Annotated in this window: 23 protein-coding genes; 17 read left to right on the top strand and 6 right to left on the bottom strand. The window is 57.3% G+C overall.

The genetic code is table 11. The features are described 5' to 3' along the window. Positions 1–39: 39 nt before the first annotated feature. A complete protein-coding gene (locus GOV53_RS04320) occupies positions 40–1,524 on the bottom strand; it encodes an aldehyde dehydrogenase (protein WP_170464446.1) in 1,485 nt (494 codons plus the stop codon). 175 nt (positions 1,525–1,699) lie between these two features. On the opposite strand from GOV53_RS04320, the gene GOV53_RS04315 reads away from it, so the two are divergent. Genes GOV53_RS04315 through GOV53_RS04280 form a run of 8 tightly spaced genes read left to right on the top strand, consistent with a single transcriptional unit; the run spans position 1,700 to position 10,250 of the window. Continuing rightward, the gene (locus GOV53_RS04315; RefSeq protein WP_170464445.1) at positions 1,700–2,638 is read left to right on the top strand and encodes a tripartite tricarboxylate transporter substrate binding protein; all 939 of its coding nucleotides are present in this window, start codon (positions 1,700–1,702) and stop codon (positions 2,636–2,638) included. 59 nt (positions 2,639–2,697) lie between these two features. Then, positions 2,698–3,231 carry a tripartite tricarboxylate transporter TctB family protein gene (locus tag GOV53_RS04310; protein ID WP_170464444.1) on the top strand — a complete coding sequence of 178 codons (534 nt, stop codon included), beginning with the start codon at positions 2,698–2,700 and terminating at the stop codon, positions 3,229–3,231. Then, positions 3,231–4,835: a tripartite tricarboxylate transporter permease gene (locus GOV53_RS04305; RefSeq protein ID WP_170464443.1), complete on the top strand. Its 1,605-nt coding sequence runs from the start codon at positions 3,231–3,233 to the stop codon at positions 4,833–4,835. Before GOV53_RS04310 ends, GOV53_RS04305 begins: the two co-directional genes overlap by 1 nt. Then, complete coding sequence (locus GOV53_RS04300) at positions 4,816–6,072, top strand: cytochrome P450 (RefSeq protein WP_170464442.1); 1,257 nt, start codon at positions 4,816–4,818, stop codon at positions 6,070–6,072. Before GOV53_RS04305 ends, GOV53_RS04300 begins: the two co-directional genes overlap by 20 nt. Before the next feature lie 7 nt (positions 6,073–6,079). After that, positions 6,080–7,372 carry a glutamine synthetase family protein gene (locus tag GOV53_RS04295; RefSeq protein WP_170464441.1) on the top strand — a complete coding sequence of 431 codons (1,293 nt, stop codon included), beginning with the start codon at positions 6,080–6,082 and terminating at the stop codon, positions 7,370–7,372. A gap of 1 nt (position 7,373) precedes the next feature. After that, on the top strand, positions 7,374–8,084 hold the full coding sequence (locus GOV53_RS04290; RefSeq protein ID WP_170464440.1) for a type 1 glutamine amidotransferase: 711 nt from the start codon (positions 7,374–7,376) through the stop codon (positions 8,082–8,084). A 1-nt stretch (position 8,085) separates the two neighbouring features. Next, positions 8,086–8,901, top strand: coding sequence for an IclR family transcriptional regulator (locus GOV53_RS04285; protein WP_170464439.1), 816 nt, complete (start codon positions 8,086–8,088; stop codon positions 8,899–8,901). After that, positions 8,898–10,250 carry an aminotransferase class III-fold pyridoxal phosphate-dependent enzyme gene (locus GOV53_RS04280; RefSeq protein WP_170464438.1) on the top strand — a complete coding sequence of 451 codons (1,353 nt, stop codon included), beginning with the start codon at positions 8,898–8,900 and terminating at the stop codon, positions 10,248–10,250. The genes GOV53_RS04285 and GOV53_RS04280 overlap by 4 nt, the downstream gene beginning before the upstream one ends. Positions 10,251–10,254: 4 nt before the next feature. Here GOV53_RS04280 and hpaR read toward each other — a convergent pair whose 3' ends face one another. Continuing rightward, positions 10,255–10,731 carry a homoprotocatechuate degradation operon regulator HpaR gene (gene hpaR, locus GOV53_RS04275; RefSeq protein WP_254439158.1) on the bottom strand — a complete coding sequence of 159 codons (477 nt, stop codon included), beginning with the start codon at positions 10,729–10,731 and terminating at the stop codon, positions 10,255–10,257. A gap of 109 nt (positions 10,732–10,840) precedes the next feature. On the opposite strand from hpaR, the gene GOV53_RS04270 reads away from it, so the two are divergent. The 9 genes from GOV53_RS04270 to GOV53_RS04230 all read left to right on the top strand — a co-directional run bounded on the left by GOV53_RS04270 (position 10,841) and on the right by GOV53_RS04230 (position 19,087). After that, on the top strand, positions 10,841–11,230 hold the full coding sequence (locus GOV53_RS04270; protein WP_170464436.1) for a 5-carboxymethyl-2-hydroxymuconate isomerase: 390 nt from the start codon (positions 10,841–10,843) through the stop codon (positions 11,228–11,230). Then, positions 11,227–12,735 carry a 5-carboxymethyl-2-hydroxymuconate semialdehyde dehydrogenase gene (gene hpaE / locus GOV53_RS04265; protein WP_170464435.1) on the top strand — a complete coding sequence of 503 codons (1,509 nt, stop codon included), beginning with the start codon at positions 11,227–11,229 and terminating at the stop codon, positions 12,733–12,735. The genes GOV53_RS04270 and hpaE overlap by 4 nt, the downstream gene beginning before the upstream one ends. 91 nt (positions 12,736–12,826) lie before the next feature. Further along, the gene (hpaD, locus tag GOV53_RS04260; RefSeq protein ID WP_170464434.1) at positions 12,827–13,669 is read left to right on the top strand and encodes a 3,4-dihydroxyphenylacetate 2,3-dioxygenase; all 843 of its coding nucleotides are present in this window, start codon (positions 12,827–12,829) and stop codon (positions 13,667–13,669) included. Between the two features lie 87 nt (positions 13,670–13,756). Continuing rightward, positions 13,757–15,154, top strand: coding sequence for a pyridoxal phosphate-dependent decarboxylase family protein (locus GOV53_RS04255; protein WP_170464433.1), 1,398 nt, complete (start codon positions 13,757–13,759; stop codon positions 15,152–15,154). Next, positions 15,151–16,005 carry a fumarylacetoacetate hydrolase family protein gene (locus GOV53_RS04250; RefSeq protein WP_170464432.1) on the top strand — a complete coding sequence of 285 codons (855 nt, stop codon included), beginning with the start codon at positions 15,151–15,153 and terminating at the stop codon, positions 16,003–16,005. The genes GOV53_RS04255 and GOV53_RS04250 overlap by 4 nt, the downstream gene beginning before the upstream one ends. Next, entirely contained in the window at positions 16,002–16,802 is an 801-nt protein-coding gene (gene hpaH, locus GOV53_RS04245; RefSeq protein ID WP_170464431.1) for a 2-oxo-hept-4-ene-1,7-dioate hydratase, read from the top strand. The genes GOV53_RS04250 and hpaH overlap by 4 nt, the downstream gene beginning before the upstream one ends. A gap of 14 nt (positions 16,803–16,816) precedes the next feature. Beyond that, a complete protein-coding gene (locus GOV53_RS04240; protein ID WP_170464430.1) occupies positions 16,817–17,626 on the top strand; it encodes an aldolase/citrate lyase family protein in 810 nt (269 codons plus the stop codon). Between the two features lie 118 nt (positions 17,627–17,744). Then, the gene (locus tag GOV53_RS04235; RefSeq protein WP_170464429.1) at positions 17,745–18,473 is read left to right on the top strand and encodes a metallophosphoesterase family protein; all 729 of its coding nucleotides are present in this window, start codon (positions 17,745–17,747) and stop codon (positions 18,471–18,473) included. 161 nt (positions 18,474–18,634) lie between these two features. Beyond that, positions 18,635–19,087 (top strand): MarR family winged helix-turn-helix transcriptional regulator, encoded by a 453-nt coding sequence (locus tag GOV53_RS04230; protein ID WP_170464428.1) that lies wholly within the window; start codon positions 18,635–18,637, stop codon positions 19,085–19,087. A 219-nt stretch (positions 19,088–19,306) separates the two neighbouring features. On the opposite strand, the gene maiA is transcribed toward GOV53_RS04230, so the two are convergent. From maiA to GOV53_RS04210, 4 genes are all read right to left on the bottom strand, one after another. After that, the gene (gene maiA, locus GOV53_RS04225) at positions 19,307–19,939 is read right to left on the bottom strand and encodes a maleylacetoacetate isomerase (RefSeq protein ID WP_170464427.1); all 633 of its coding nucleotides are present in this window, start codon (positions 19,937–19,939) and stop codon (positions 19,307–19,309) included. An 88-nt stretch (positions 19,940–20,027) separates the two neighbouring features. Next, positions 20,028–20,573 (bottom strand): VOC family protein, encoded by a 546-nt coding sequence (locus GOV53_RS04220; protein WP_170422358.1) that lies wholly within the window; start codon positions 20,571–20,573, stop codon positions 20,028–20,030. Positions 20,574–20,619: 46 nt separating this feature from the next. Further along, a complete protein-coding gene (locus GOV53_RS04215; protein ID WP_170464426.1) occupies positions 20,620–21,936 on the bottom strand; it encodes a TRAP transporter large permease in 1,317 nt (438 codons plus the stop codon). Continuing rightward, the gene (locus tag GOV53_RS04210; RefSeq protein ID WP_254439157.1) at positions 21,933–22,481 is read right to left on the bottom strand and encodes a TRAP transporter small permease; all 549 of its coding nucleotides are present in this window, start codon (positions 22,479–22,481) and stop codon (positions 21,933–21,935) included. Before GOV53_RS04210 ends, GOV53_RS04215 begins: the two co-directional genes overlap by 4 nt. Positions 22,482–22,483: the final 2 nt, after the last annotated feature.

Here is a 22,483-nt window from a genome sequence, read left to right as displayed (position 1 = left end):
CGACTGACTTAGAAGGAAGGGTCACGCAAAATCCTCGGCTCAGAGTTTTATCCAGGCGGTTTTCAAGTCCAGATATTTATCGAACGCATGCAAGGACTTGTCATGCCCGTTTCCGGATTGCTTTACCCCGCCCAGAGGCACGGTGATATCCGCGCCGCCATAGGTGTTGACGTGCACCACACCCGCCTGAATTTTAGCGATCATACGGTGGGCGCGCGATAGGTCAGCTGTCCACAGGCCGGCAGCCAGGCCGAACTTTGACGCGTTGGCCAGCGCGATTGCTTCTTCTTCGGTGTCGAAGGGTTGCACCGTCAGAACCGGGCCGAACACCTCTTCGCAGACGACGCGGTCATCGGGTTGTACGCCCGTGATAATCGTTGGTGCCATATAGGTGCCGCCTGTTTCTTGCAGGATGCGCGTACCGCCCGTGGCAATGGTGCGACCTGCGGCGCGGGCCTCGTCAACGAACGCGAGGTTCTGCGCCAGTTGGTGTTCCGAGTTCACAGCACCCGCTTGAGTATTTGGGTCCAGCGGATCTCCAACCCGCATGGCCTCAGCATGCTGAACCAACATTTCAACGAACTTGTCGTGAATTTCGCGCTGCACTAGCAGCCGCGATCCGGCGACGCAGACCTGGCCGGAATTGCGAAAGATACCGGCGGCTGACACTTTCGCGGCCTCAGTCAAATCAGGCGCGTCGGCAAAAACGATATTTGGAGATTTGCCGCCAAGTTCCAGGTAAACGCGTTTGAGGTTGGACTTTGCAGAGGCCTCCATCAACCGCCGCCCGGTCGCGCCCGATCCGGTGAAAACCAGAACATCGACGTCATGAGATTCAGCGATCTCGGCACCAACGACCGCGCCCTCTCCGGTCACGACATTGAAAACGCCGGGCGGCAGTCCGGCGTCGATAGCAAGCTGTGCCAGGCGGATCAGAGTCAACGAGGCCGTTTCTGCGGGTTTCAGCACCACTGTACAGCCCGCGGCAAGGGCTGGGCCCAGCTTCCAACTGCCGATCATCAAAGGAAAGTTCCACGGCACGATCGCGCCAACAACTCCGACTGGCTGTTTATGCACAAGCCCAAGCGCGTTCGGTGCAGTTGGGGCAATCTCTCCGTAAATCTTGTCGACCGCTTCTGCAAAATAACGGATCGTTCCCGCGGCGCTGAGGGGTTCGGCCTTGTAGGCCATTCCGATTTCCGTGCCATTATCGCGCACACCCAAAACGGCCAGTTCTTCCGCGTTTGCTTCGATCAGGTCCGCCCACTTGAGCAAAACTTTCTTGCGAGAAGAGGGGGCTAGCCCGGACCATCTTCCATCGTCAAAAGCACGTCGCGCAGACCGGATTGCCAACCTTGCGTCGTCTCGCGTGCCCTTGGGCATGGTGGTCAGGATCGAGCCGTCGATGGGCGATACAACGTTCAGTGTACCGCCGTCTGATGACTGATGAGGGGTGCCTTCAATCAGATGACTTGCCGGTGGAACGGCTCGGGACCGAAGTTCCTCAATTCTCGAAGTGTCCAAGTCAAGCCTCATGGTTTAAATAATGAACCTATGGTGTCAAAAAAAGTGTCAAACTTTAAACGTGCATTTGTCAATGATGATTTTTTTGTTGACAGGTGAAGAATCCAATTCAGAATAAATGATACTAAAGGTTCAAATAATAAACCAACGTAGCGACGCGTCGCAGGGAGATGATATGTCCAACAAAGCCAAGGCCGCACTGGCCGCACTTGCTATTGGTCTGGCCGGTCCGGCCCTGGCCGAGTACCCCGAAAAACCCGTAAGCTTCATTGTCCCGTGGCCTCCGGGCGATTTGGAAGACGTGCTGACCCGGATGATCGCCGAAGACTTTCAGGCGGAATATGGCGTGCCAGCGGCTGTGGTGAACAAGCCCGGCGGTGGCGGCGGCCCGTTCCCCGGCGCTGTAGAGGTCGCCACGGCCCCGGCGGATGGCTACACCATCGGCTCTTTCGTTCCGGCTGTTTCCTTGATTGGTCATGAGATCGACATTCCTGAGCTGACGCCCGAGAAGTTCGACCCGATCGGTATCTTCCTTACTTATCCGTTTGTCATCGCGACTTCCGGCAACGCGCCCTATTCGTCGATGCAGGAACTGGCTGATTACGCTAAAGAGAACGAGGTTTTCTTGGGACATTTTGGCGACGTGCTGACACCAACCCAAGTCACCAAGGCCCTGTCTTCGACAATGGGATTTGAATGGGGCGGGGACGCTGCGTTTGACGCTTTGGATTGCAACACGCTGGCTTCGGGCGATGCGGATGTGATCAACACCACGTTGCAACTTATCCTGCCGTGCATTGACGACGTTAAAGTGCTGGTCTCGATCACGGGTGAGCGGATCAGCAAGGTTCCTGACACGCCCGCGATTGGCGAAGTCGAACCGAGCCTCGACATTTCCCTTTGGAACGGTCTGTTCGTGACCAAGGACACCCCGGCAGATGTGCGCGACAAGATTGCCGCCGTTGCCGAGAAGACGGTCAAAAGCGAGCGAGCACAACAATTGGCCGAAGAAACTGGTGCGCTGGTCTACTGGCTGAACGCCGATGAAAGCGCTGCTGTTATCGCAGAAGACAAAGCAACTCTGGGCACCATCTCAGAAGCGCTGGGCCAGTAATTGCGATCTTGCGAGAGGGCGCGACCGCGCCCTCTCAACTCTGCTAGGGGCCACTTCGAATGGACAATTCCGAGCTTTTACAGGTCAAGACAAAGACATCCGGTCAGGTTGTGTTTGTTGTTGCAGGTCTGATCGTAACTCTGGTCCTGCTTTCGCAGATCGGCAATCAGACTGAATGGACCGAAAAGGCGCGTAATATCGGCAGCCAGCCTCGTTTGTGGCCGGCAATCGCGCTGATCACGATGCTTGCGGGCTTTGCGGTCCATTATCGCTTGATGCGACGCAGAAAGCCCAATGCGCTGGATTGGGTCGAAGCGCGTCGCTGGGCAGAGCCTTTGGAATACCTCGTTTGGTTCCTGGTCTATGTCGCGGCCGTTCCACGCCTTGGTTTTATGCCCATGAGCATCATCTTCGCCTGCGCGCTGACGTACCGCTTGGGCTATCGAACCCGTTTTGCATTGGGAATTGCCGCGCTGTTCGCGATTGCGATGGTGGTCCTGTTCAAGGGGTTTCTGGGCGTCAGTATTCCGGGCGCGCAACTCTATGAGTTCCTGCCGGATTCGGTCCGAACATTCTTCTTGGTGTATCTCTGATGGATCTGATCTTTTCGGCCATTGACGTTCTGGCGCGCTGGGACGTGATGCTTGCTCTGCTGGTGGGGGCCGTTGGCGGCGTGGCCATCGGTGCAATTCCCGGGGTAGGACCGGCTGTTGCCATTGCCATCCTGTTGCCCGCGACATTCTCGATGGATCCGATCGTAGGCCTGACGCTGCTGTTGGGTATCTACGGCTCGTCTATGTATGGCGGGTCCATACCCGCAATCCTGATCAACACGCCCGGTACGGCCGTGAATGCGTTGACCACCTATGACGGGTTCCCGATGACATTGAGGGGCGAGGGGCGGCGAGCGCTGTCCTTGGCCTATTCAGCCAGCTTTCTGGGCGGCTTGTTTTCGGTGATCTGCCTGATCTTTCTGTCGCCTGTACTTGCGAAGATCGCGCCAATGTTCGGCTCGCGTGAGATCTTCCTGGCTGCGTTGCTTGGCCTTGTATTGGTCGTCGTTGCCCACAAGGGTCAGATGGCGATTGCGGCCGCGCTTGCGGGGTTCGGCATCCTGATCGGCACTGTTGGTCTGGAACCGGCTGCCTATACGCGCCGCTTCACCTTCGGGCAGAGCTGGTTGGCTGGTGGTCTTGATCTGATCGTGGTTGTTCTGGGCCTTTTCGCGCTGTCGCAGGCCTTTTTGCTGCTGACGATGGATGATGAGAAAATCCGGCTGCCCCGGTCGCGCGGTTCGTTGTTTCAGGGTTTTCGGGAATTGGCCCGTCATCCGCGCGTTGCGGCCATCTCGGCCAGTTTCGGCGTGGTCATGGGTATGATCCCGGGGGTCGGTGAATTCACGGCTCAGTTCATGTCCTACACTTCGGCGCGGAAACTTTCGAAGAATCCCAAAGCGTTCGGGCATGGCTCGTCAGAGGGGCTGATCGCGTCGGAAACCGCGAACAACGCTGTCCCTGCAGCGGCCATGATCCCGCTGTTGGCGTTGGGCATTCCGGGTGAGGCTCTGACGGCGATGATGCTGTCGGTGTTCTATGTGCACAACGTCGTGCCGGGGCCGGGGCTGTTCCAGAATGACATGGACTTTGTCGTCGCGCTGTACATCGCGCTACTGGTTCTGAATGTCATAGTGGTTGGCTTCCTCTTGGTCTCTACAGGCTGGCTTGTTCACCTGACGCGTATTCCAAACCGCTTTCTGGGGATGTGCATCCTGTTGCTCAGCTTTGTGGGCGTCTATTCGATTCGTAACTCTGCAATGGACTGCATCATCGCAGCAGTGTTCGGTTTGCTTGGGTTTGTCCTAAAGCGCCTGAATATGCCCATCGTTCCGATCATCCTGGGGATGGTCTTGGGCGGGATCATGGAGGTCAAGCTGCGGGCGTCTCTGGCGCGGGTCAAAACCCCGCTTGACTTCATTGATCGCCCGATCGCGTTCCTGCTGTTCTGCATCATTCTGATCATCCTCGGGTCGACCATCTGGCGGGTTTGGCGGGAATGGCGGCCAGTTGATCGCCGCTCGATGCAGAAAAAGGCATCCAACACGTTTGCCAAACGGATTTCGGGCCGTTCGCATCGACACTTTGAAAATCGCAAGAAACAACAAAGACGGAGGCGTTTCTATGACCATGTGGGTTCCTGAAGACGACGGGTTCGCAGACCTCGGCTCGCATGACAGTTTCGCCAACGGCGCGCCCTACAACACATTCGCACGGCTGAGACGAGAAGCGCCCTGCCACTGGTCCGAGTTTGAAGGCGGCAAGGGGTACTGGTCCATTACCCGTCACGCGGATATCGACAAGATGGTGCGGGACGTCGAAACTTTTTCGTCGGCGCGTGGCATTCGTATGGAGGACCAGACATACGAGGAATACATGGCTCGTCGTACCTTTCAGGAAACCGATGGGACAGAGCACCGTAAGGTCCGCATGAAAGTGGCAAAGGCGTTCTCGCCCAAGGTTGTGGCCGGATTCGAGGATCAGATCCGTGATCTCTGCGGCCCGATTTTGGACAAGGCATTAGAAAAGGGAAGTTTCGACGCGACGCGCGATATCGCGCGGGAGTTGCCCATGCGGATGCTGGGCCAAATTCTGGGGGTCCCGGATGAAGACCTTCCGTGGCTGGTCGATAAGGGCGACGCTCTGATGGCCAACTCCGATCCGGATTTTACCGAACACGTGGTCGATAAGATGGAGACGGACGCCTATCGCCTGATGCCGTTCAACTCGCCTGCTGGTGCCGAGCTGTACGAGTATTCCCGCACGCTGATGGACAAGAAAAACGCGACCGGTGACACCAGCGGCATCCTTCACCTCATTCTGCAGCCCGATGAAAATGGTGAAACGATCTCGGAAACCGAGTTCCGTAATTTCTTCTGCCTGTTGGTTGCTGCGGGCAATGACACAACCCGGTACTCCATCGCGGCGGGCATCCAGGCGATCGCGCGGCAGGAGGGTCTGCTGGAAGAGATGCGCTCGGGCGAGGTTTGGGGGACAGCCGCAGATGAGATTGTGCGCTGGGCATCGCCTGCAACCTATTTTCGCCGTACGGCGATGAAGGATGTCGAAGTCCACGGCCAGCAGATCAAGGAAGGCGACAAGGTTCTTTACTGGTTCATTTCGGCCAACCGGGATGAGACGATGTTCGAAGACCCGTATCGCCTGAACCTGTCACGCAAGCCCAATCGTCAGCTGGGATGGGGGCAGGGCGGGCCGCATGTTTGCCTTGGAATGCATCTTGCCCGGCTCGAGGTGCGGGTGCTGTTCGAGGAATTGGTCAAACGGATCAAAACCATCGAACCCGAAGGGCCCGAGGCCTTTGTCCGATCCAATTTTGTAAACGGCATCAAGCGGATGCCTGTTCGCGTCACTCTGCAATAGGTTTCAAATGTCCAACCGTTTACGAGCTTTGTTCATCGATCATCTGTCGATCCCGCGCGGGAAGTATATGCCCGCCAGCAAGATCGGTGATGCCTCGACCCGTTTTGCGCGTGCAACCTTCGGCGTGCATTACGACCGTGATCTTCTGCTGGATGCGCCGCATGCGAAAGTGCGCGAAGGCGCGCCGGATATGGAATTGCGCTGGCGCGGCGACGACGTTCGCAAGGGTTGGGAACCCAATACGTCGATTGTCTTGGGTGATCTGTATGACGCCGATGGCTCTCCGTTGTCTTTATGTCCGCGCGGTGCCTTGAAGCGCGCAGTGGCTGATTGGGAAAAGCACGGCTTGAAACCGATGCTAGGGATCGAGCTGGAGGCTTACGCTTTGCAAGGCGGTGAAGATGGCCGGTTGCGCCCCTACGATGCACCCGGTGGCGGTGTGTACGGTACGGGGCCTTTTGCGGACCCTATGCGGATCAACGACGTGATCTGGAACAAGGCACTGGAAATGGGGTTCAGACTGGATCTGATCACGGCCGAATATGATAGCCCGCAGTTCGAATACACTCTGACATTCGATGACGCGCTGACCGCCGTGGATGACATCGTCCTTTTCCGCCAGATGGCGCGCGAGATTGCCCTGGACCACGGGATTGTCCTGACATTTCTGCCTAAGCCGCTGTCAGAGCTTGGTGGATCCGGCATGCACATCAATTTCTCGTTTCAGGACGCCGAGGGCAAAAATGCGCTGGCAACCGGAGAGGTCGGCGGCCCGGATCATCTGAATGATCTGTCGCGCGGTTGCCTTGCGGGCCTTGTTCACCATCACGAGGGGTTGGCCGGCCTGATCGCGCCTACCGCCGGATCGTATCGCCGCCTGCAGCCTGCATCTCTTTCCGGATATTGGAAAAACTGGGGCGGCGACCATCGCGGTGTCACGACGCGCGTGTCCGGAGAGGGTGGCGCAAAAGCCCGTCTTGAGCATCGTATGGCGGACGCCAGCGCAAACCCTTACACCGCAGCCGCAGCGGTTTTGCAGGCGGCCCGGCTTGGGTATGAGGCCAAGATGAACTTACCGCCCATCGAGACCGGAGATGGGTTTGACAAAGTGGACGCCCGAACCGGTACTGCACCGAACTTGCGCAAGGCGATTCAAGACCTTCAGGCCGACACGGCGTTGGTCGATGCCGTCGGGCGCGAGTTGGTTGAAAATCATGCCTTCATGAAAGAGCGGGAATTCCGTAAGACGCGCGAACTGGAGCCTGACGCTCTGCTCGACTTTTACGTGTGGTTTATCTGATATGCGACTTGCGACCCTTGTCACCAACACCGACTTTAGCGCTTTTGCAAAGGCGCGCCCGTTGGATGACGAAAAATTCGCCACTTTGATTGCAGAAGTCCGCCCCGATTGGGAGGTCGAGGCTTATTGGGTTTGCAAGGGCGAATTCCCCGACGATCTTTCTCAATTTGACGGGGTGATGATTTCTGGAAGCCCCGCGTCGGTCACCGAGAATGCACCGTGGATGCAGCAGCTTGAAGGGTTTATCAAAGACCTTATCGACCGTAAAATCCCGGTTTTTGGCGCATGCTTCGGCCACCAGATCATCGCAAAAACCCTGGGCGCACCGATCGTTCGAAATCCGGAAGGCTGGGCGCATGGCCGGATTGAAACCAATTGCATAGCACCAGCGCCTTGGTCGAACCCTCAGAATGGCTGGCACCTGTATGGCTCGCATATCGAACAAGTGGGCGCATTGCCCGAAGGTGCCCAGCTGCTGTTCGAAAGCCCGGGTTGCCCGATCGCGGGCTATGCCATCGGGAACCATGTTTTTACCGTCCAGCATCATCCCGAAATGACCCAAGAGTTCATCGCCGATCTTGTTGAAGAATATGCCGACTATGTTGGCGAAGAGGTCACCCGCGCTGCGCGTGCATCGATTGAGCAAGGCCCTGCAGATCGGGTGGCGTTTGCGAATGAAATTGCCGCGTTTTTCGAGTACGGGGGGCGATAGGATGGGAACGATCACAAAGGCACTCGACCTTCTGTCGCTTTTCGCCCGGGACCGGGCAGAAATCGGTTTGGGCGAGTTTGTACGCCTGACCGGCCGCGACAAAGCGACAGTGCATCGCCATCTGACCGAGCTTGCAGAAAACGGGTTCCTTGAACAACACCCGGACACACGCGCGTATCGGCTTGGACCGGCCCTTCTAAGGCTTTCGGCCTTGCGTGAGACGCTTTTCCCGGTGCGAAAGCTGTTGCAACCGATCGTGTTTGAACTGTCCGAAGCCGTTGGCGAACTGGCCCACGCCAGTTTGCTGCAGGGCGACGCGTTGTCCCCGGTGGTTCACTTCGATCCCAGTCTTCACGGCATCCAGGTGAACTTCGACATAGCCGAGATGTTGCCGCTGCATGCAACCTCGTCCGGTCTTGCGGCCTTGGCCTTTTGTCCCGACGACTGGCAGACACGCATCATGAGCAGGCCCCTGTCAAAGTACACAGACCAGACAATTTCTGACCCCACTGCTCTCAAGAGTAAAATCGACAGTGTGCGCCGGTTCGGCGTTGCCACGGTAACTGGCGGATTTGACGAGGGCGTAACGTCGGTTGGCGTACCCTTGTTTGGAGAGGGCGGGCGTGTTCTTGGGTCATTGGCGGTTGCCGTTCCAAGTGTGCGCGCCAAGCCGGAAAAACTGCGCGATATTGCTCTGATGCTTTTGAAAGAGGCCAAACGCGCCTCGACCGCTCTGGGCGGCACGTTTCCCCGCGACTTCGATGACTTGCCGCTGCAATGGGGCGACGAAACCACAACACAACAGGTGATCTCATGAAGGACAGCAATTTCCTCAAAGAAAACAATGCACGCCACCTGTGGCATCCGATGGCTCATCCTGCCGACAGCCTTGCGAACCCGCCCGAGATTATCGTCGGTGGCGAAGGTGTCACGATCACGGACGTGGATGGCCGCACAGTTGTGGACGGGGTAGGTGGTCTGTGGAATGTAAATCTGGGCTATTCGTGCCAGCCGGTGAAGGATGCCATTTCGGAACAGCTGGACCGGCTGCCTTATTACTCAATTTTCCGCGGAACGACCAACGATCTGGTGATCGAACTCAGCTGGATGCTACGTGAGTTTTTTGAGCCCGATGGGCTGTCGCGCGCGTTTTTTACGTCTGGTGGGTCGGACGGGGTGGAGATCGCTCTGCGCCTTGCGCGGCAATATCACAAAGTCCGCGGTGAAGCTGGCCGGGTGAAATTTCTGAGCCTTAAGAAAGGCTACCACGGAACGCATACGCTGGGTGCATCGGTAAACGGAAACTCGAACTTCCGCACACAATATGAGCCGCTGATGCCTGGCTGCCATCACATTCCTTCGCCCTACACCTATCGCAACCCGTTTGGGGAAACCGACCCGAAAAAGCTGGCGCAGCTATGCCTTGCGGCGCTCGAGGACGAGATCAAGTTCCAGGATCCCTCGACCATTGCTGCAATGATCATGGAGCCTGTCCTTGGTGCAGGTGGGGTGATCCCCCCGCACGAGAGCTTCATGCCCGGAGTTCGTGAGATTTGTTCCAAGCACGGAATTCTGCTGATCGCGGATGAGGTGATTACAGCCTATGGCCGGACCGGGGCGTGGAGCGGGTCGCGCCGCTTTGGGGTTAAGCCGGATATGGCCGTGACAGCCAAGGCGATCACAAACGGGTACTTCCCTTTTGGCGCAGTGATGATCAGCGATGCCGTCTCGGAGGTGTTCGAAAATGACACCTCTGGAAGGGCTGCGATTGGGTCGGGCTATACCTATTCCGGACATCCGGTTGGCGCGGCTGCCGCGATTGCCTGTTTGAAGGAAACGGAACGCCTGAACGTTAAGGACAATGCTGCAGCGCGGGGTGAGCAACTGCATGCTGGCCTAAAGAGACTTGGCGAGAAGTACGATCTGATCGGTGATGTGCGCGGCGGATATGGTCTGATGTGTGCGTTAGAGCTTGTGTCCGACCGGGATACCAAAGCCCCGATCGACAAAGCGACCATCAGCAAGGTGCAGAAAACGGCCTATGACGCCGGTGCGATGGTGCGCGTGTCCGGTAACAACATCATTCTCTCTCCGCCTCTGGTTCTGAGCGAAGACGACGTGAACACACTTCTCACGTCTCTGGACAAAGGCTTGGGGTCGGTGTGATCCGTCAAGTGTCCTGGTTTTGGTCGTCCAGACCTAGCGCAAGTTTTTGCAGCAACGCGACAAGGGTGTCGTGGTCGTCGTCCCCGAGGATATCGCGGTAATACGCCGCGATGTCCGATGCCTCGGCCAAATGGCTGTCGATGATTGCCTGGCCCGAGGCCGTGATCGCGATATGCTGGCGGCGGCGGTCATTCGGGTCGGCCTCGCGAGAGACGAGCCCGGAATTCTCCATCGACTGAATAATCCGGCTCAGGCTGGGCGACATCAGCGCCGCGCGATTGGCCAACATACCCGCGTCTGTCTTCCCATTCTCACTCAGGACACGCAAAACGCGCCACTGCTGCTCTGTTATTCCAGCTTTTTGCAGCATCTTGCGGATGGGTGCCATGACGGCCTCACGCGCGCGGATAAGCGACACCGGAAGCGATTGCGTCGTTGTGGGCAGCGTTTTGGCTTTTCGGTTTTGCGGTGCGTCTGGCAAAGGTCCAACCTCAAGATACATCACATGTTAAATAAATTGATTGACTCGATGCCGCAACATCCGATAGCAGTATTATTAGTTAACATCGCAAGTAATGATGGGTAGAGCCATGCCGCACATCCACATCGAGTATTCGGGAAACCTTGAGCACGTGGTGGATATGGCCGGGCTGTGCGATGCGCTCAGGCAATCTGCAGCCGGGCTGGACGCGCTGCCCATGCCGGGGTTGCGTGTGCGCGCAACACGCGTTGATCACTATTCGATTGCGGATGGCGATGCCAAACACGGGTTTGTCGATGTTTCGGTTCGCCTGCGCGAGGGTCGGAGTGACGCGGTCAAGCAGGTAGTCATCGAGCACCTGTTTGAAACTGCGCGCACTTTTTTGGCGCCCGCAATGAAAACGCACTCGATTGCGTTGTCGTTCGAACTGCGTGAGATCGACGCAAAGCTTTCCCCGAAATGCGGCACAATCCGCGACCATCTGGAGGAACCGAAATGAGTACTTTGGAGCAGAACATTGAAAAGCTGCACGAGTTGCTGGCGCGTTTTCAGAAGGATGGCATAAAAAACCGTATTGCGGGTGAAGACCGTGAAGGGGCCGCGGGCAAGTTTTTGAACACGTCTCCTGTCGACAAGAGCGTGATCTGCGAGGTGGCCCAAGGTAACTCGGACGATATCGACGCCGCAGCCAATGCTGCAGCTGATGCCTTTGCTGACTGGCGTGACATGCCGGCAACCGAACGGCGCAAGATCTTGATCCGCGTGGCCGAGGCAATCGAGGCGCGGGCCGAAGAAATCGCCCTTTGCGAATGTTGGGATACTGGCCAGGCGTTGAAGTTTATGTCCAAGGCAGCGCTGCGCGGGGCCGAGAACTTTCGGTACTTTGCGGATCAGGTCGTGCAAGCGCGGGACGGTCAGCATTTGAAATCGCCGACGCTGATGAACATCACAACACGCGTGCCGATTGGTCCAGTTGGCGTAATCACCCCCTGGAACACGCCGTTCATGCTGTCCACGTGGAAAATCGCGCCCGCGCTGGCGGCTGGGTGCACGGTGATTCACAAGCCAGCCGAAGCCAGCCCCCTTACAGCCCGGTTGCTGGTAGAAATCGCCGAAGAAGCGGGTCTGCCCAAAGGTGTTTTGAACACGGTGAACGGTTTTGGTGAAGAAGCCGGTAAAGCGCTGTGCGAGCATCCAAAAATCCGCGCGATTGCCTTTGTCGGCGAAAGCCGCACAGGCAGCCTGATCACCAAGCAAGGGGCAGATACGCTCAAGCGCAACCATCTTGAACTTGGCGGCAAGAACCCGGTCATTGTATTCAATGACGCCGATTTGGACCGCGCCCTGGATGCCGTGATTTTCATGATCTACTCGATCAACGGCGAGCGTTGTACATCCTCTTCGCGCCTGCTGGTTCAGGACACAATCAAGGAAGCCTTCGAGGCCAAGCTGGTCGAGCGGGTGAACAAGATCAGGGTCGGCCATCCCCTGGACCCGGCGACCGTGATCGGCCCCTTGGTGACCGAGGAGCACTTTAACAAGGTCACCAGCTATTTCGACATCGCGAAAGAAGATGGCGCAACCATAGCCGCAGGTGGAACGACGGTTGGAGACGAGGGCTACTTCGTTCGTCCAACGCTGTTCACCAATGCCAACAACCAGATGCGCATCGCGCGCGAAGAGATTTTTGGCCCGGTTTTGACTGCAATTCCGTTCTCGACAGAAGAAGAGGCGCTGCAAATAGCAAACGACACGCCCTATGGTCTGACCGGGTATGTGTGGACGAACGACCTGACGCGCGCCCTGCGCTTTACGGATCGGCTGGAGGCGGGAATGATCTGGGTGAACTCGGAAAACGTCCGCCACCTGCCAACACCTTTCGGTGGCGTCAAAGCATCCGGCATCGGGCGGGACGGCGGCGATTGGTCGTTCGAGTTCTATATGGAGCAAAAGCACATCGGTTTTGCCACCGGTCAGCACAAGATCACGCAGTTGGGCAAATGATTTGGGGGTACCGGTGCCGCAATCGGGCCGGGTATCCTATACTCAGCCCGTGAAATCCGGGCTATCCCCATCGCAACAAGGAGGAACTGTCATGGGAAAGATCGTACAGGCTGCGAAAATCACGCATGTGCCTAGCATCTGGATGTCCCATACGATGCCAAAGTACAAAGGCATCCGGCAACCCGCCATCGATGGGTATGCGCGCCTGCGTCAGGATGCGATTGATCGCAAGGTCGATACGTTTGTCATCTTCGACACCCATTGGATCACCAATCAGGGTTTTCACTTGAACACGAAAGCGCACCACAAGGGGCGTTTCATCAGTCATGAGCTGCCGCACATGCTGGCGGATATGGAATTCGACTATCAAGGCGATCACGAACTGGGCGAAACCATTCTCGACGTTCTGCGCGAGCGCGGGGAACGGGCCTTGGGCCATTCGCATCCCGACATGGGCATGGAGTACGGCACGCTGCTGCCGATGCATTTCATCAATGACGGGGTCAACGCGCGGGTGCTGCCTGTTGCAGTCAATCAGTTCTCATCGATTCAGGAGAACCGTGTTTGGGGCGAGGCAATCGCCGAAGGCATCCGGCGCTCGGATCGGAATGTCTCGATCCTGGCATCTGGCTCGCTGAGCCATGATTTCACGCCAAACGAACGCTCGGTCGACGGCCTGAACGCTGTAAACGGTGAGTTCAATCGTCAGATGGACCTGAGAGTCATCGAACTATGGCAGCAGGGGCGGTTTGAAGAATTCCTGGAGCTTCTTCCGGATTACGCCAAAAAATGCACGGGAGAGTGCGCGATGAACGACACGGCGCTGTTGTTCGGCGCGCTTGGCTGGGGCAGCTACAAGGGAGAGATCGATATCTACACACCCTACTTTGGCAGCTCGGGAACGGGTCAGGCAAACATCAGCTTTTCGGTCTGAAGCCTGCGCAACTCAAAACACACTCAATCGGACACAACCCGCGACGATCAATGCTGATCGACGATTGCGGTAAAGGAAAGCGAACGTATGGACTGGGACGAATTTGCACAGTGGGGGCAGCAGATTTCCAGATGGGCTGCCGACTATCATCAAACGCTGTCAGAACGCCCGGTTCGGGCACAGACTGCACCAGGGGACATTTCCAGTCAGCTTGAACCATCGCCGCCCGAAACAGGTCAGCCGATGGAAGCCATCATGGCCGACTTTGAGCGGATCGTGATGCCCGGGATGACGCATTGGCAGCATCCCCGCTTTTTTGCGTATTTTCCGGCCAACGCCGCGCCGCCGTCTATGCTGGCGGAGATGCTGGTCACCACAATCGCGGCGCAATGCATGTTGTGGCAGACCTCTCCTGCCGCAACCGAAGTTGAAGGCGTTATGGTCGATTGGCTGCGCCAGGCGCTTGGTTTGCCAAAGGGGATGACCGGGGTCATTCAGGACAGCGCGTCCTCGGCCACGTTGTCGGCGGTCCTGACAATGCGCGAGCGTGCGACGGGCTTTACCGGCAATCGACAGGGGCTGAATGCCAAGGGGGCCTTGCGCATCTATTGCTCGGACCAGGTGCACTCATCCATTGATCGCGCCTGCTGGGTTGCCGGTATCGGACAGGACAATCTGGTAAAGCTGCCCACGCACGGGCCGACATTCGCCATTGACCCCGATATGCTGGAGGCCGCAATCCAGCGCGATATCGCGGACGGACATGTCCCCGCGGGGATCATCGCAATCACCGGGGGCACAGGTGTTGGCGCCTGTGATGATCTGGAGGCCGTAGCGGATAGCGCTGCGCGGCATGACCTCTACACCCATCTGGACGCCGCCTGGGCCGGGTCCGCCATGGTTTGTCCCGAGTTCCGCGAAGCCCTGTGGGCGGGGGCCGAGCGCTATGACAGCATCGTGTTCAACCCGCATAAATGGCTGGGGGCACAGTTTGACTGCGCGATCCAGTTTTTGAAAGACGCGACACCGCAGCTTAACACCCTGAAAATCGAGCCCGAATACCTGAAGACCACAGGCGCAGAAGTCACAAACTATTCCGAGTGGACGATCCCTCTGGGCCGCCGCTTCCGCGCGTTGAAAATCTGGTTCCTGTTGCGGTCCTATGGGCTCGAAGGGCTGCGCGCGCGTATCCGAAATCACGTGACCTGGGCCAATGAAGTAGCTCAGAAAATAGAGGCGATGGAGGGGTTCGAGATCACGACCGCCCCGATCCTCAGCCTGTTTTCCTTCCGCTGCCCCGGCGATGATGAAATGCAGCAACGGTTGGTGGACGCGCTGAACGACGACGGCAGGATTTACCTGACGCAGGGCATGTTCGACGGTCGCAAAATCATCCGCTTTCAGGTCGGGCAATTCGATACAACGCGGGATGACGTGCTGATGGCCGCAGATGTCATTCAAGAGGTTTGGGAGACACTTGCATGAAGTTCGCAACCTTTAACGCCGATGGAGCCACCTATTTCGGGGCAATCACTGATAGCGGTGCCATTGCGCTGAATGAGGCCTTCCCCGAATACGCCAGCCTATATGAGGTGATCGCCGCCGGAGCCTTTGATCAACTGATCAGCGCGGCACAGGGAAAGCCTGTCACACATACCGATTTTACCTATGAAATGGTGATGCCGGACGCGCGCCGTATCCTTTGTGTCGGTGTGAACTTTCCCGACCGGAATGCGGAATACAAAGATGGCAGCGCGCAACCGAAATACATGTCTCTGTTCCCGCGCTTTGCCAGCGGTTTCACAGGGCATGACCGCCCGTTGATCCGGCCTCCGGAAAACCACACGCTGGACTATGAGGGTGAGGTGGCCATTGTGATCGGCAAGCCCGGTCGCAGGATTTCGCAACAGGACGCCTATGCCCATATCGCGGCGCTGACCCTGTGCAATGAGGGTACGATCCGTGATTGGGTTCGGCATGCGAAGTTCAACGTAACTCAAGGTAAGAACTGGGATAAATCCGGTGCGATCGGGCCGTGGCTGGTGCCGTTCACCGACGCGGCCCAGTTGGATGACGCTCGCATTCAGACCCATGTGAACGGTGAGCTGCGACAGGACGATACCCTGAACCGCATGATGTTCCCGATCCGGCGCGAGATCGAATACATCTCGACCTTCATGACCTTGCAGCCGGGGGATATCATCGTCACCGGAACACCCACCGGGGCAGGAGCGCGATTTGATCCGCCGAAATACCTTGCCCCCGGTGACGTTGTTGAGGTGTCAGTCGACGGCATTGGGACGCTGCGAAATACTGTCGAGGATGAGCAGCCATGACACCCGAAGATCACGCCCGCGCCGCGGCCGATCTGCTGCAGGCGGAACGCACCGGACAGCAGATCGGTCTGCTGAGCCTGCGCCACCCCGAGATCGGGATGGATGATGCGTACGCGGTGCAAAATGCGATTTACCGGCAGAAGCTGGCGGAAGGGCGCAAGGTCATAGGTTGGAAAATCGGCCTGACCTCGAAGGCGATGCAATACGCGCTTAACATTGACATTCCCGATAGTGGCATCCTGTTCGATGACATGGCTTTTGCCAATAGCGGTACGGTCCCTGCCGGTCGCTTCATTCAGCCACGGATCGAGGCCGAGATTGCCTTTGTTATGAAATCCTCTGTCGGCGGGCAAAACGTCACGCGCGAAGACGTTGTCGCCGCCACGGACTATGTCGCGCCCTCAATCGAAATTCTGGACACCCGCATTCAGCGTGTAGACCCCGAAAGTGGTAATGCGCGCACCGTCTACGATACAATCAGCGACAATGCTGCCAATGCAGGCATTGTGCTGGGCGCGGAACGCCACGCGGTCGACGCCCTTGATCTGCGCTGGGTCGGCGCGCTGACCTTCCGCAATGGTGAGATCGAAGAGACCGGTCTGGGGGCGGGTGTATTGAACGACCCGATCGAAAGCGTTGTCTGGCTTGCGCGCCGAATGGCGCAATATGGTCAGAGCATCGAACCGGGACAGATCATCTTGTCCGGCAGTTTTATCCGCCCCATCGAATGCCCGCCGGGCACGGCAATCCACGCAGATTTTGGGCCTTTCGGCTCGGTCGATATTAATTTTGCCTGAAAGGAGCGTCGCGTATGCCTGCGCCAAAGAACTCATTTAAAGCAGCGCTTACGGCCGGGCATCCGCAGATCGGTTGCTGGATCGGAATGGCCAATGCGTATGCCGCCGAAATCGCCGCGACCGCGGATTTTGACTGGCTGTTGGTCGATGGCGAACATGCACCAAACGATCTGCGTTCGATCCTTGAACAAGTGCGGGTGATCGAGGGATCGGGCAGCGCTGCAGTCGCCCGCTTGCCGATTGGCGAGACCTGGATGATCAAACAGTACCTCGATGCCGGGGTTCAAAGCATTCTCGTTCCAATGGTGGAAAGCGGTGATCAGGCGCGGGAATTGGTGCGGGCTGTTCGGTATCCACCTCACGGGGTCCGGGGTGTGGGCTCCTCCTTGGCGCGTGCTTCCCGGTTTGCTGCTATTCCGGATTACTTGAAAACGGCAGACGAGCAGATTTGCCTTTTGGTTCAGGTGGAAAACCGCCTTGGTCTGGCGGCTCTGGATGACATTTTGACCACGGATGTGGATGGCGTTTTCGTCGGACCGGCGGACTTGGCGGCGGACATGGGGCATATCGGGAATGCCGGCCACCCCGAAGTCGTCGAGGCGGTGTTGGACGCGCTGCAACGCATCATTGCGTCGGGAAAGGCGGCGGGCATTCTGACGCTCGATCCGGAAATGCAGCGCAAGTGTCTGGATCTGGGGGTGACATTCTTGGCGACCGATATTGATGTCACGCTGTTCGCGAAGGCGATGCGGCAAGCCGCCCAAACCGGGTTGAGCTTGCTTGCGGAACAGGTCGAATCCGGCGCTGCCGAGACCTCTGGGTGACTTAACAAAGCGGCAAGAAGTAATCGAAACCCACCTGACCCGCTTCGCCTTTAGGGAAGACTTTGAGATCGAGTGGACCCAATAACCGGCCCAGTGCGCGATGCGACGCGAGGAGATAATGCCAGAACCAATCTACGCCATCGGCGATATTCACGGCCAGTTGGAGATGCTGCAAGATGCGCTGACGCGGATTGAACGCGACGGTGGCCCAGACGCCAAGGTGGTGTTTATTGGCGACTACACTGATCGAGGTGGCCATAGCCGAGACGTTCTTGACCTTCTGATCCATGGGCAGGCCGAGGGCAAAAACTGGACCTTTCTCCGCGGGAACCACGACCAGATGTACGCGATGTTCCTAGAGGACTATCCGCGCAACGACGCTCGTCTGCTTGTCGGCTATCACTGGCTTCATCCCCGGATTGGCGGCGTTGAGACGTTGAAGTCCTACGGGGTAGGGGTCGAGGACGGGGACCGGATCTATCAGGTTCACGCGCAAGCCAAACAGGTCGTGCCACAGGCACATCTGGACTTTATGAGCAACCTACAACCATTCCACCTGACCGAGGACGTGCTGTTCGTTCACGCTGGTATTCGACCGGGCATACCATTGGACCAACAAGACCGCGACGACCTGATCTGGATACGCAATGAGTTTTTGGATCACACAGGGGAATACCCTTGGTTGATCGTACACGGGCACAGCCACGTGCCCGCGCCGGAACATCGTGGCAATCGCGTCAATATTGATACCGGAGCGGGGTACGAGCACGCGCTGACCGCAGTGGTGCTGGAAGGAACTCAGTGTTGGACGCTGGAGGCACAAGGTCGCAAACTGCTCGCGCCCTGATTTGTTTCGATAGTTTTGTTTGGAGGCTTGATCCAGCGATGAATCGAGGGGCCATTGTTTCTGGGCATGATCGACGCCAGTTCATTCTGATAGTGCCTATCAAATTGGATCAAAGCTTTGCGTAGGGCGCGCGAAAAAAACAAATCGTTGCAGATGAAACCATGCTGAATTATCTTTGGCAGAGTATGCAGCTAGATTCATTTTTCCCATACCGATTGGCTGTGGCGTCCGAAGCTTTCTCGAGAAATCTGACGGACGTCTATGAGCGTGAATTGGGTCTGTCGCGAGAGGAATGGCGATTGTTGTTCCTGCTGGCAAATGCCAAGAGCATGACGTCACTGGACCTCGCCCATCGATCAACACTGGACAAAGTACAAGTCAGCCGGGCTGCAAAGCGCCTTGATGAAAAGGGGCTTATCGTTCGTGAGATTTCAGACGAAGACCGTAGGATCCGTGTCTATCGCTGCACGCCAGAAGGGGTGCGCCAATTTCAGCATTTGGAGCCAAAGGTTCAGGAACGTGCCAACCGCATGCTTGATGCGATGTCTCCCGAAGATCGTGAAGCGTTGGAGAAAGGTATTTCAGCGCTGATGAAAGTGGCGAAAACCAACTGACTGGTCGGGTTGCGCCGACCTAAGTTTCTGTTGTTTTTGCAGGTCTTTCCCTGCACGCAGAGTGCTGGTGCAATCGCCAAATCCCATACGTCAGTTGTCGCCTTGGGCCTTGCTGCGAAAGGGTTCGGGTATAATTGCCTTTCAGAAGGCTCGGGCAGGATTGGTCGCGATAGACATCGCGCCTCCGCCCCACAAAGGAAGAACTACATGCCTGGATCTTTAGGTCGCGTCGGGCTGGTTTTCCGGACGTGCGCCGTCGAACGCCGAAAGGGAAAGGGCGCGTTCTTCGATTTCAAGAAGGCGAGGGAAGGGAGACATATCAACGCCCCAGCGATGCGCGTTATAAAGCTGAGCAACAAGGCATACATCGGCGAGGTCGGGGTTGTCCCCAAAGCTGAAGGTCGTGCCCTCTGGCAACAAGGCCTCGTAGGCGGCAAACCCCTCGGTCATCCAATGGTGGAACCATTCAAGCTGGCCGTCCGTGGTCAGCCCTTCATTAGCCTTGAGGTATGACATGACCCTGAGGTTGTTCACCGGGTGGATGTCCATCGCAATGGTCTGAGCCGCAGCCTGCACGCGAGCACGCTGCAGCGGGTCTGTCGGCAACAGCCGAGGTTCGGGCACCACGGCGTCCAGGTATTCGATGATCGCCAGAGACTGGGTCAAAAGCGTGCCATCCCCGAGGTCAAGCGTTGGAACACCTTTGCCGGGGTTGAGGGCGGTGTAGTCGGGTGCTTTCTGCTCTCCGGCGACCAGGTTGATGGGGCAGATCTCATAGCTGAGACCTTTGAGGTTCAGGGCAATCCGAACCCGGTATGAGGTCGTAGAACGCCAATAAGAGTAGAGTTTCATGACCTTCCCCAGTCGCTTCTGGTGTGTTGCGGAGGCGCCTTTGCAATCTGTTCCCGCGCCGGATCGGATATCCGCCGCGGGCAGTGCATCAGGCGTTTTTGTTAAGCTCTTTGGCGTGCAGCCAATCTGCATGCTTGGGTGCTTTCTTGGTTTTTGACCAGTCTTCCAGCATCAACCACTTCACTTCGTCCATCCGTGCCAGCATGGCTTCTTCGTCTGGATCAGGGCAGGCCAGCTCGATCCGGTGGCCCGATGGATCGAAGAAATAGATCGAGTGAAAGATCGAGTGGTCGGTAACACCAAGAACTTCGACGCCGTTGGCTTCAAGATGCTCCTTGAATTCAATCAGGGTGGCGCGGTCTTTGACCTTGAAAGCGATGTGCTGCACCCAGATTGGCGTATTCGGATCGCGGCCCATCTCTGGTTTCGTTGGCAGTTCAAAAAAAGCCAGCACGTTACCGTCACCTGCATCCAGGAACAGATGCATGTAAGGGTCCGGCTCGTGGGTCGAGGGCACATGGTCTTCGGCAATGGCCAGAATGAAATCCATGTTCAGCATCTTTCCATACCACTCAACGGTTTCCTTGGCGTCTTTGCAGCGATAGGCGACGTGGTGGATTTTCTCGATTTTCATCGTGTCCTCCTTTCTTGAGAGGCAAGATTGAATGGGGTCGCGCGGTTCACATCAGCCCCACTAACCAAAGCGATAGTGAGGGAACGAGGATCAGAAGCGTCAGCCGCACGATGTCAGCAATCCAGAAGGGCAGGACGCCTTTGAAGATAGTGGCCAGAGAAACGTCTTGAAGAACGCCTTTGAGCACGAAGACATTCATGCCGACCGGAGGTGTGATCAGGCTGATCTCGGTCGCGACAACGACGACGATGGCGAACCAGATCAGAGCGTTCTCGGGGTCAAGCAGCAACTCGTTTGCAAATTCCAGCTCGAACATCAGCGGGTAGAAGACCGGCACCGTCAGTAGGATCATCGACAGGCTTTCAAGCACACAGCCGAGCACCATGTAGACCACAATGATGAACACGATTACGGCCCAGACCGGCATTTCGTTGTCGATCACAAAACTGGACAGAGCATCGGGCAGTCCGGCGAAGTTGATGAAATTAGTGAAGAGTTCCGCGCCAATGATGACCGCAAAGATCATCGCGGTCGCGCGGATGGAATCCATAGTTGCCGTGAAGAATGCGCTCCATGTCATGGTCCGCAAGGCCACCGCGATCAGCACCGATGCACCTGCGCCCATACCTGCCGCCTCGGTTGGGGTGAAAAATCCGCCGTAGATCCCAGTCATGATGAACAGAAACAGACCCAGCACGCAGAAGACACCAACCAGATCGGTTCGGCTCATCGGTTCGGTGTTTTCTTCTTCGGGTGCGAGGGCAGGGTTCACGCGAACTGCAACCATCACTGCGCCGAGATACAGCAGAACACCGATGATACCCGGAATGATACCGGCGATGAACAATTTGGCGATGTTTGTTTCGGTCAACAGCCCATAGATGATCAGGATCACCGAGGGTGGGATCAGAATGCCCAGCGTGCCTCCGGCAGCGATGGAGCCGGTCGCGAGCCGGTCATCATAGCCAAACTTGCGCATCGAGGGCATGGCGACCTTGGACATGGTTGCCGCTGTTGCCAACGAGGACCCGCACACTGCGGAAAACCCACCGCAAGAGAACACCGACGCCATGGCAAGCCCACCGCGCAGCCTGCCGAACAGGCGATCAGCGCCCGCAAAAAGGCCATGCGCGACACCAGATCCGGCCAGGACATTGCCCATGAAAATAAAGAGCGGAATGACCGACAGACTGTAGGATAGCGCGGTGTCGAAGGCCACTTGGCCTGTCATTGCCCAGGCCGGTTCCCAGCCGCGCATATAGGCAAAGCCAAAGCCTCCGACGGCTGCCATGGCAAAGGCAATCGGAACCCGCAACAGGATCAGCCCAAGAAGGACGGCAAAACCAATCAGGGATTCAATCATGGCAGAGCCTCCGGCGTGGACTTATCGGTGTTGCGTTCTTTTGGCGGCTGCAGACCGCGCAGAAAGGCAATGAAGGCGGAAACCATGCAGGACACGCCAGCGAGATAGCCGAATGGAGCCAGCGGAATTTCCAGCGCGTTACTGACCGCGCCGTCGTGGGCCGCCTTGGCCGCATGGGTGAAAAGCCGCCACGAGAAAGTGGCCAGCAATGCCGCCGAAAACAGCCCGGCAAACGCCGAGAGCAGGCGCTGAGCATGTTTGCCGAGGGCCATATTCAGCAGGTCGACCTCGACATGCTCCCGTCGCTCAGTCGTCAATGGCAGAGCAAGGAACACCAGGGCCGCCAATAGAATTTCAGTCAGTTCGAATGCACCTGTCAGAGGTGCATTCAGAAAGTAACGCCCGATCACGTCCACACAGGTGATGAGGATAAGGCAAAACAGGATCAGAGCGGCACCGGCACCAAGTGATCTGTCGAGTAGCAGCCCAATATCCAGCCCCTCTTCCGGGGGCTGGTCGGGGAAACGATGGCGAAGCCGCTCCATGG

It is taken from the genome of Ruegeria arenilitoris (assembly GCF_013035315.1).
Lineage (GTDB): Bacteria > Pseudomonadota > Alphaproteobacteria > Rhodobacterales > Rhodobacteraceae > Ruegeria > Ruegeria arenilitoris_D.
This window is presented reverse-complemented; position numbering and strand designations above follow the sequence as displayed.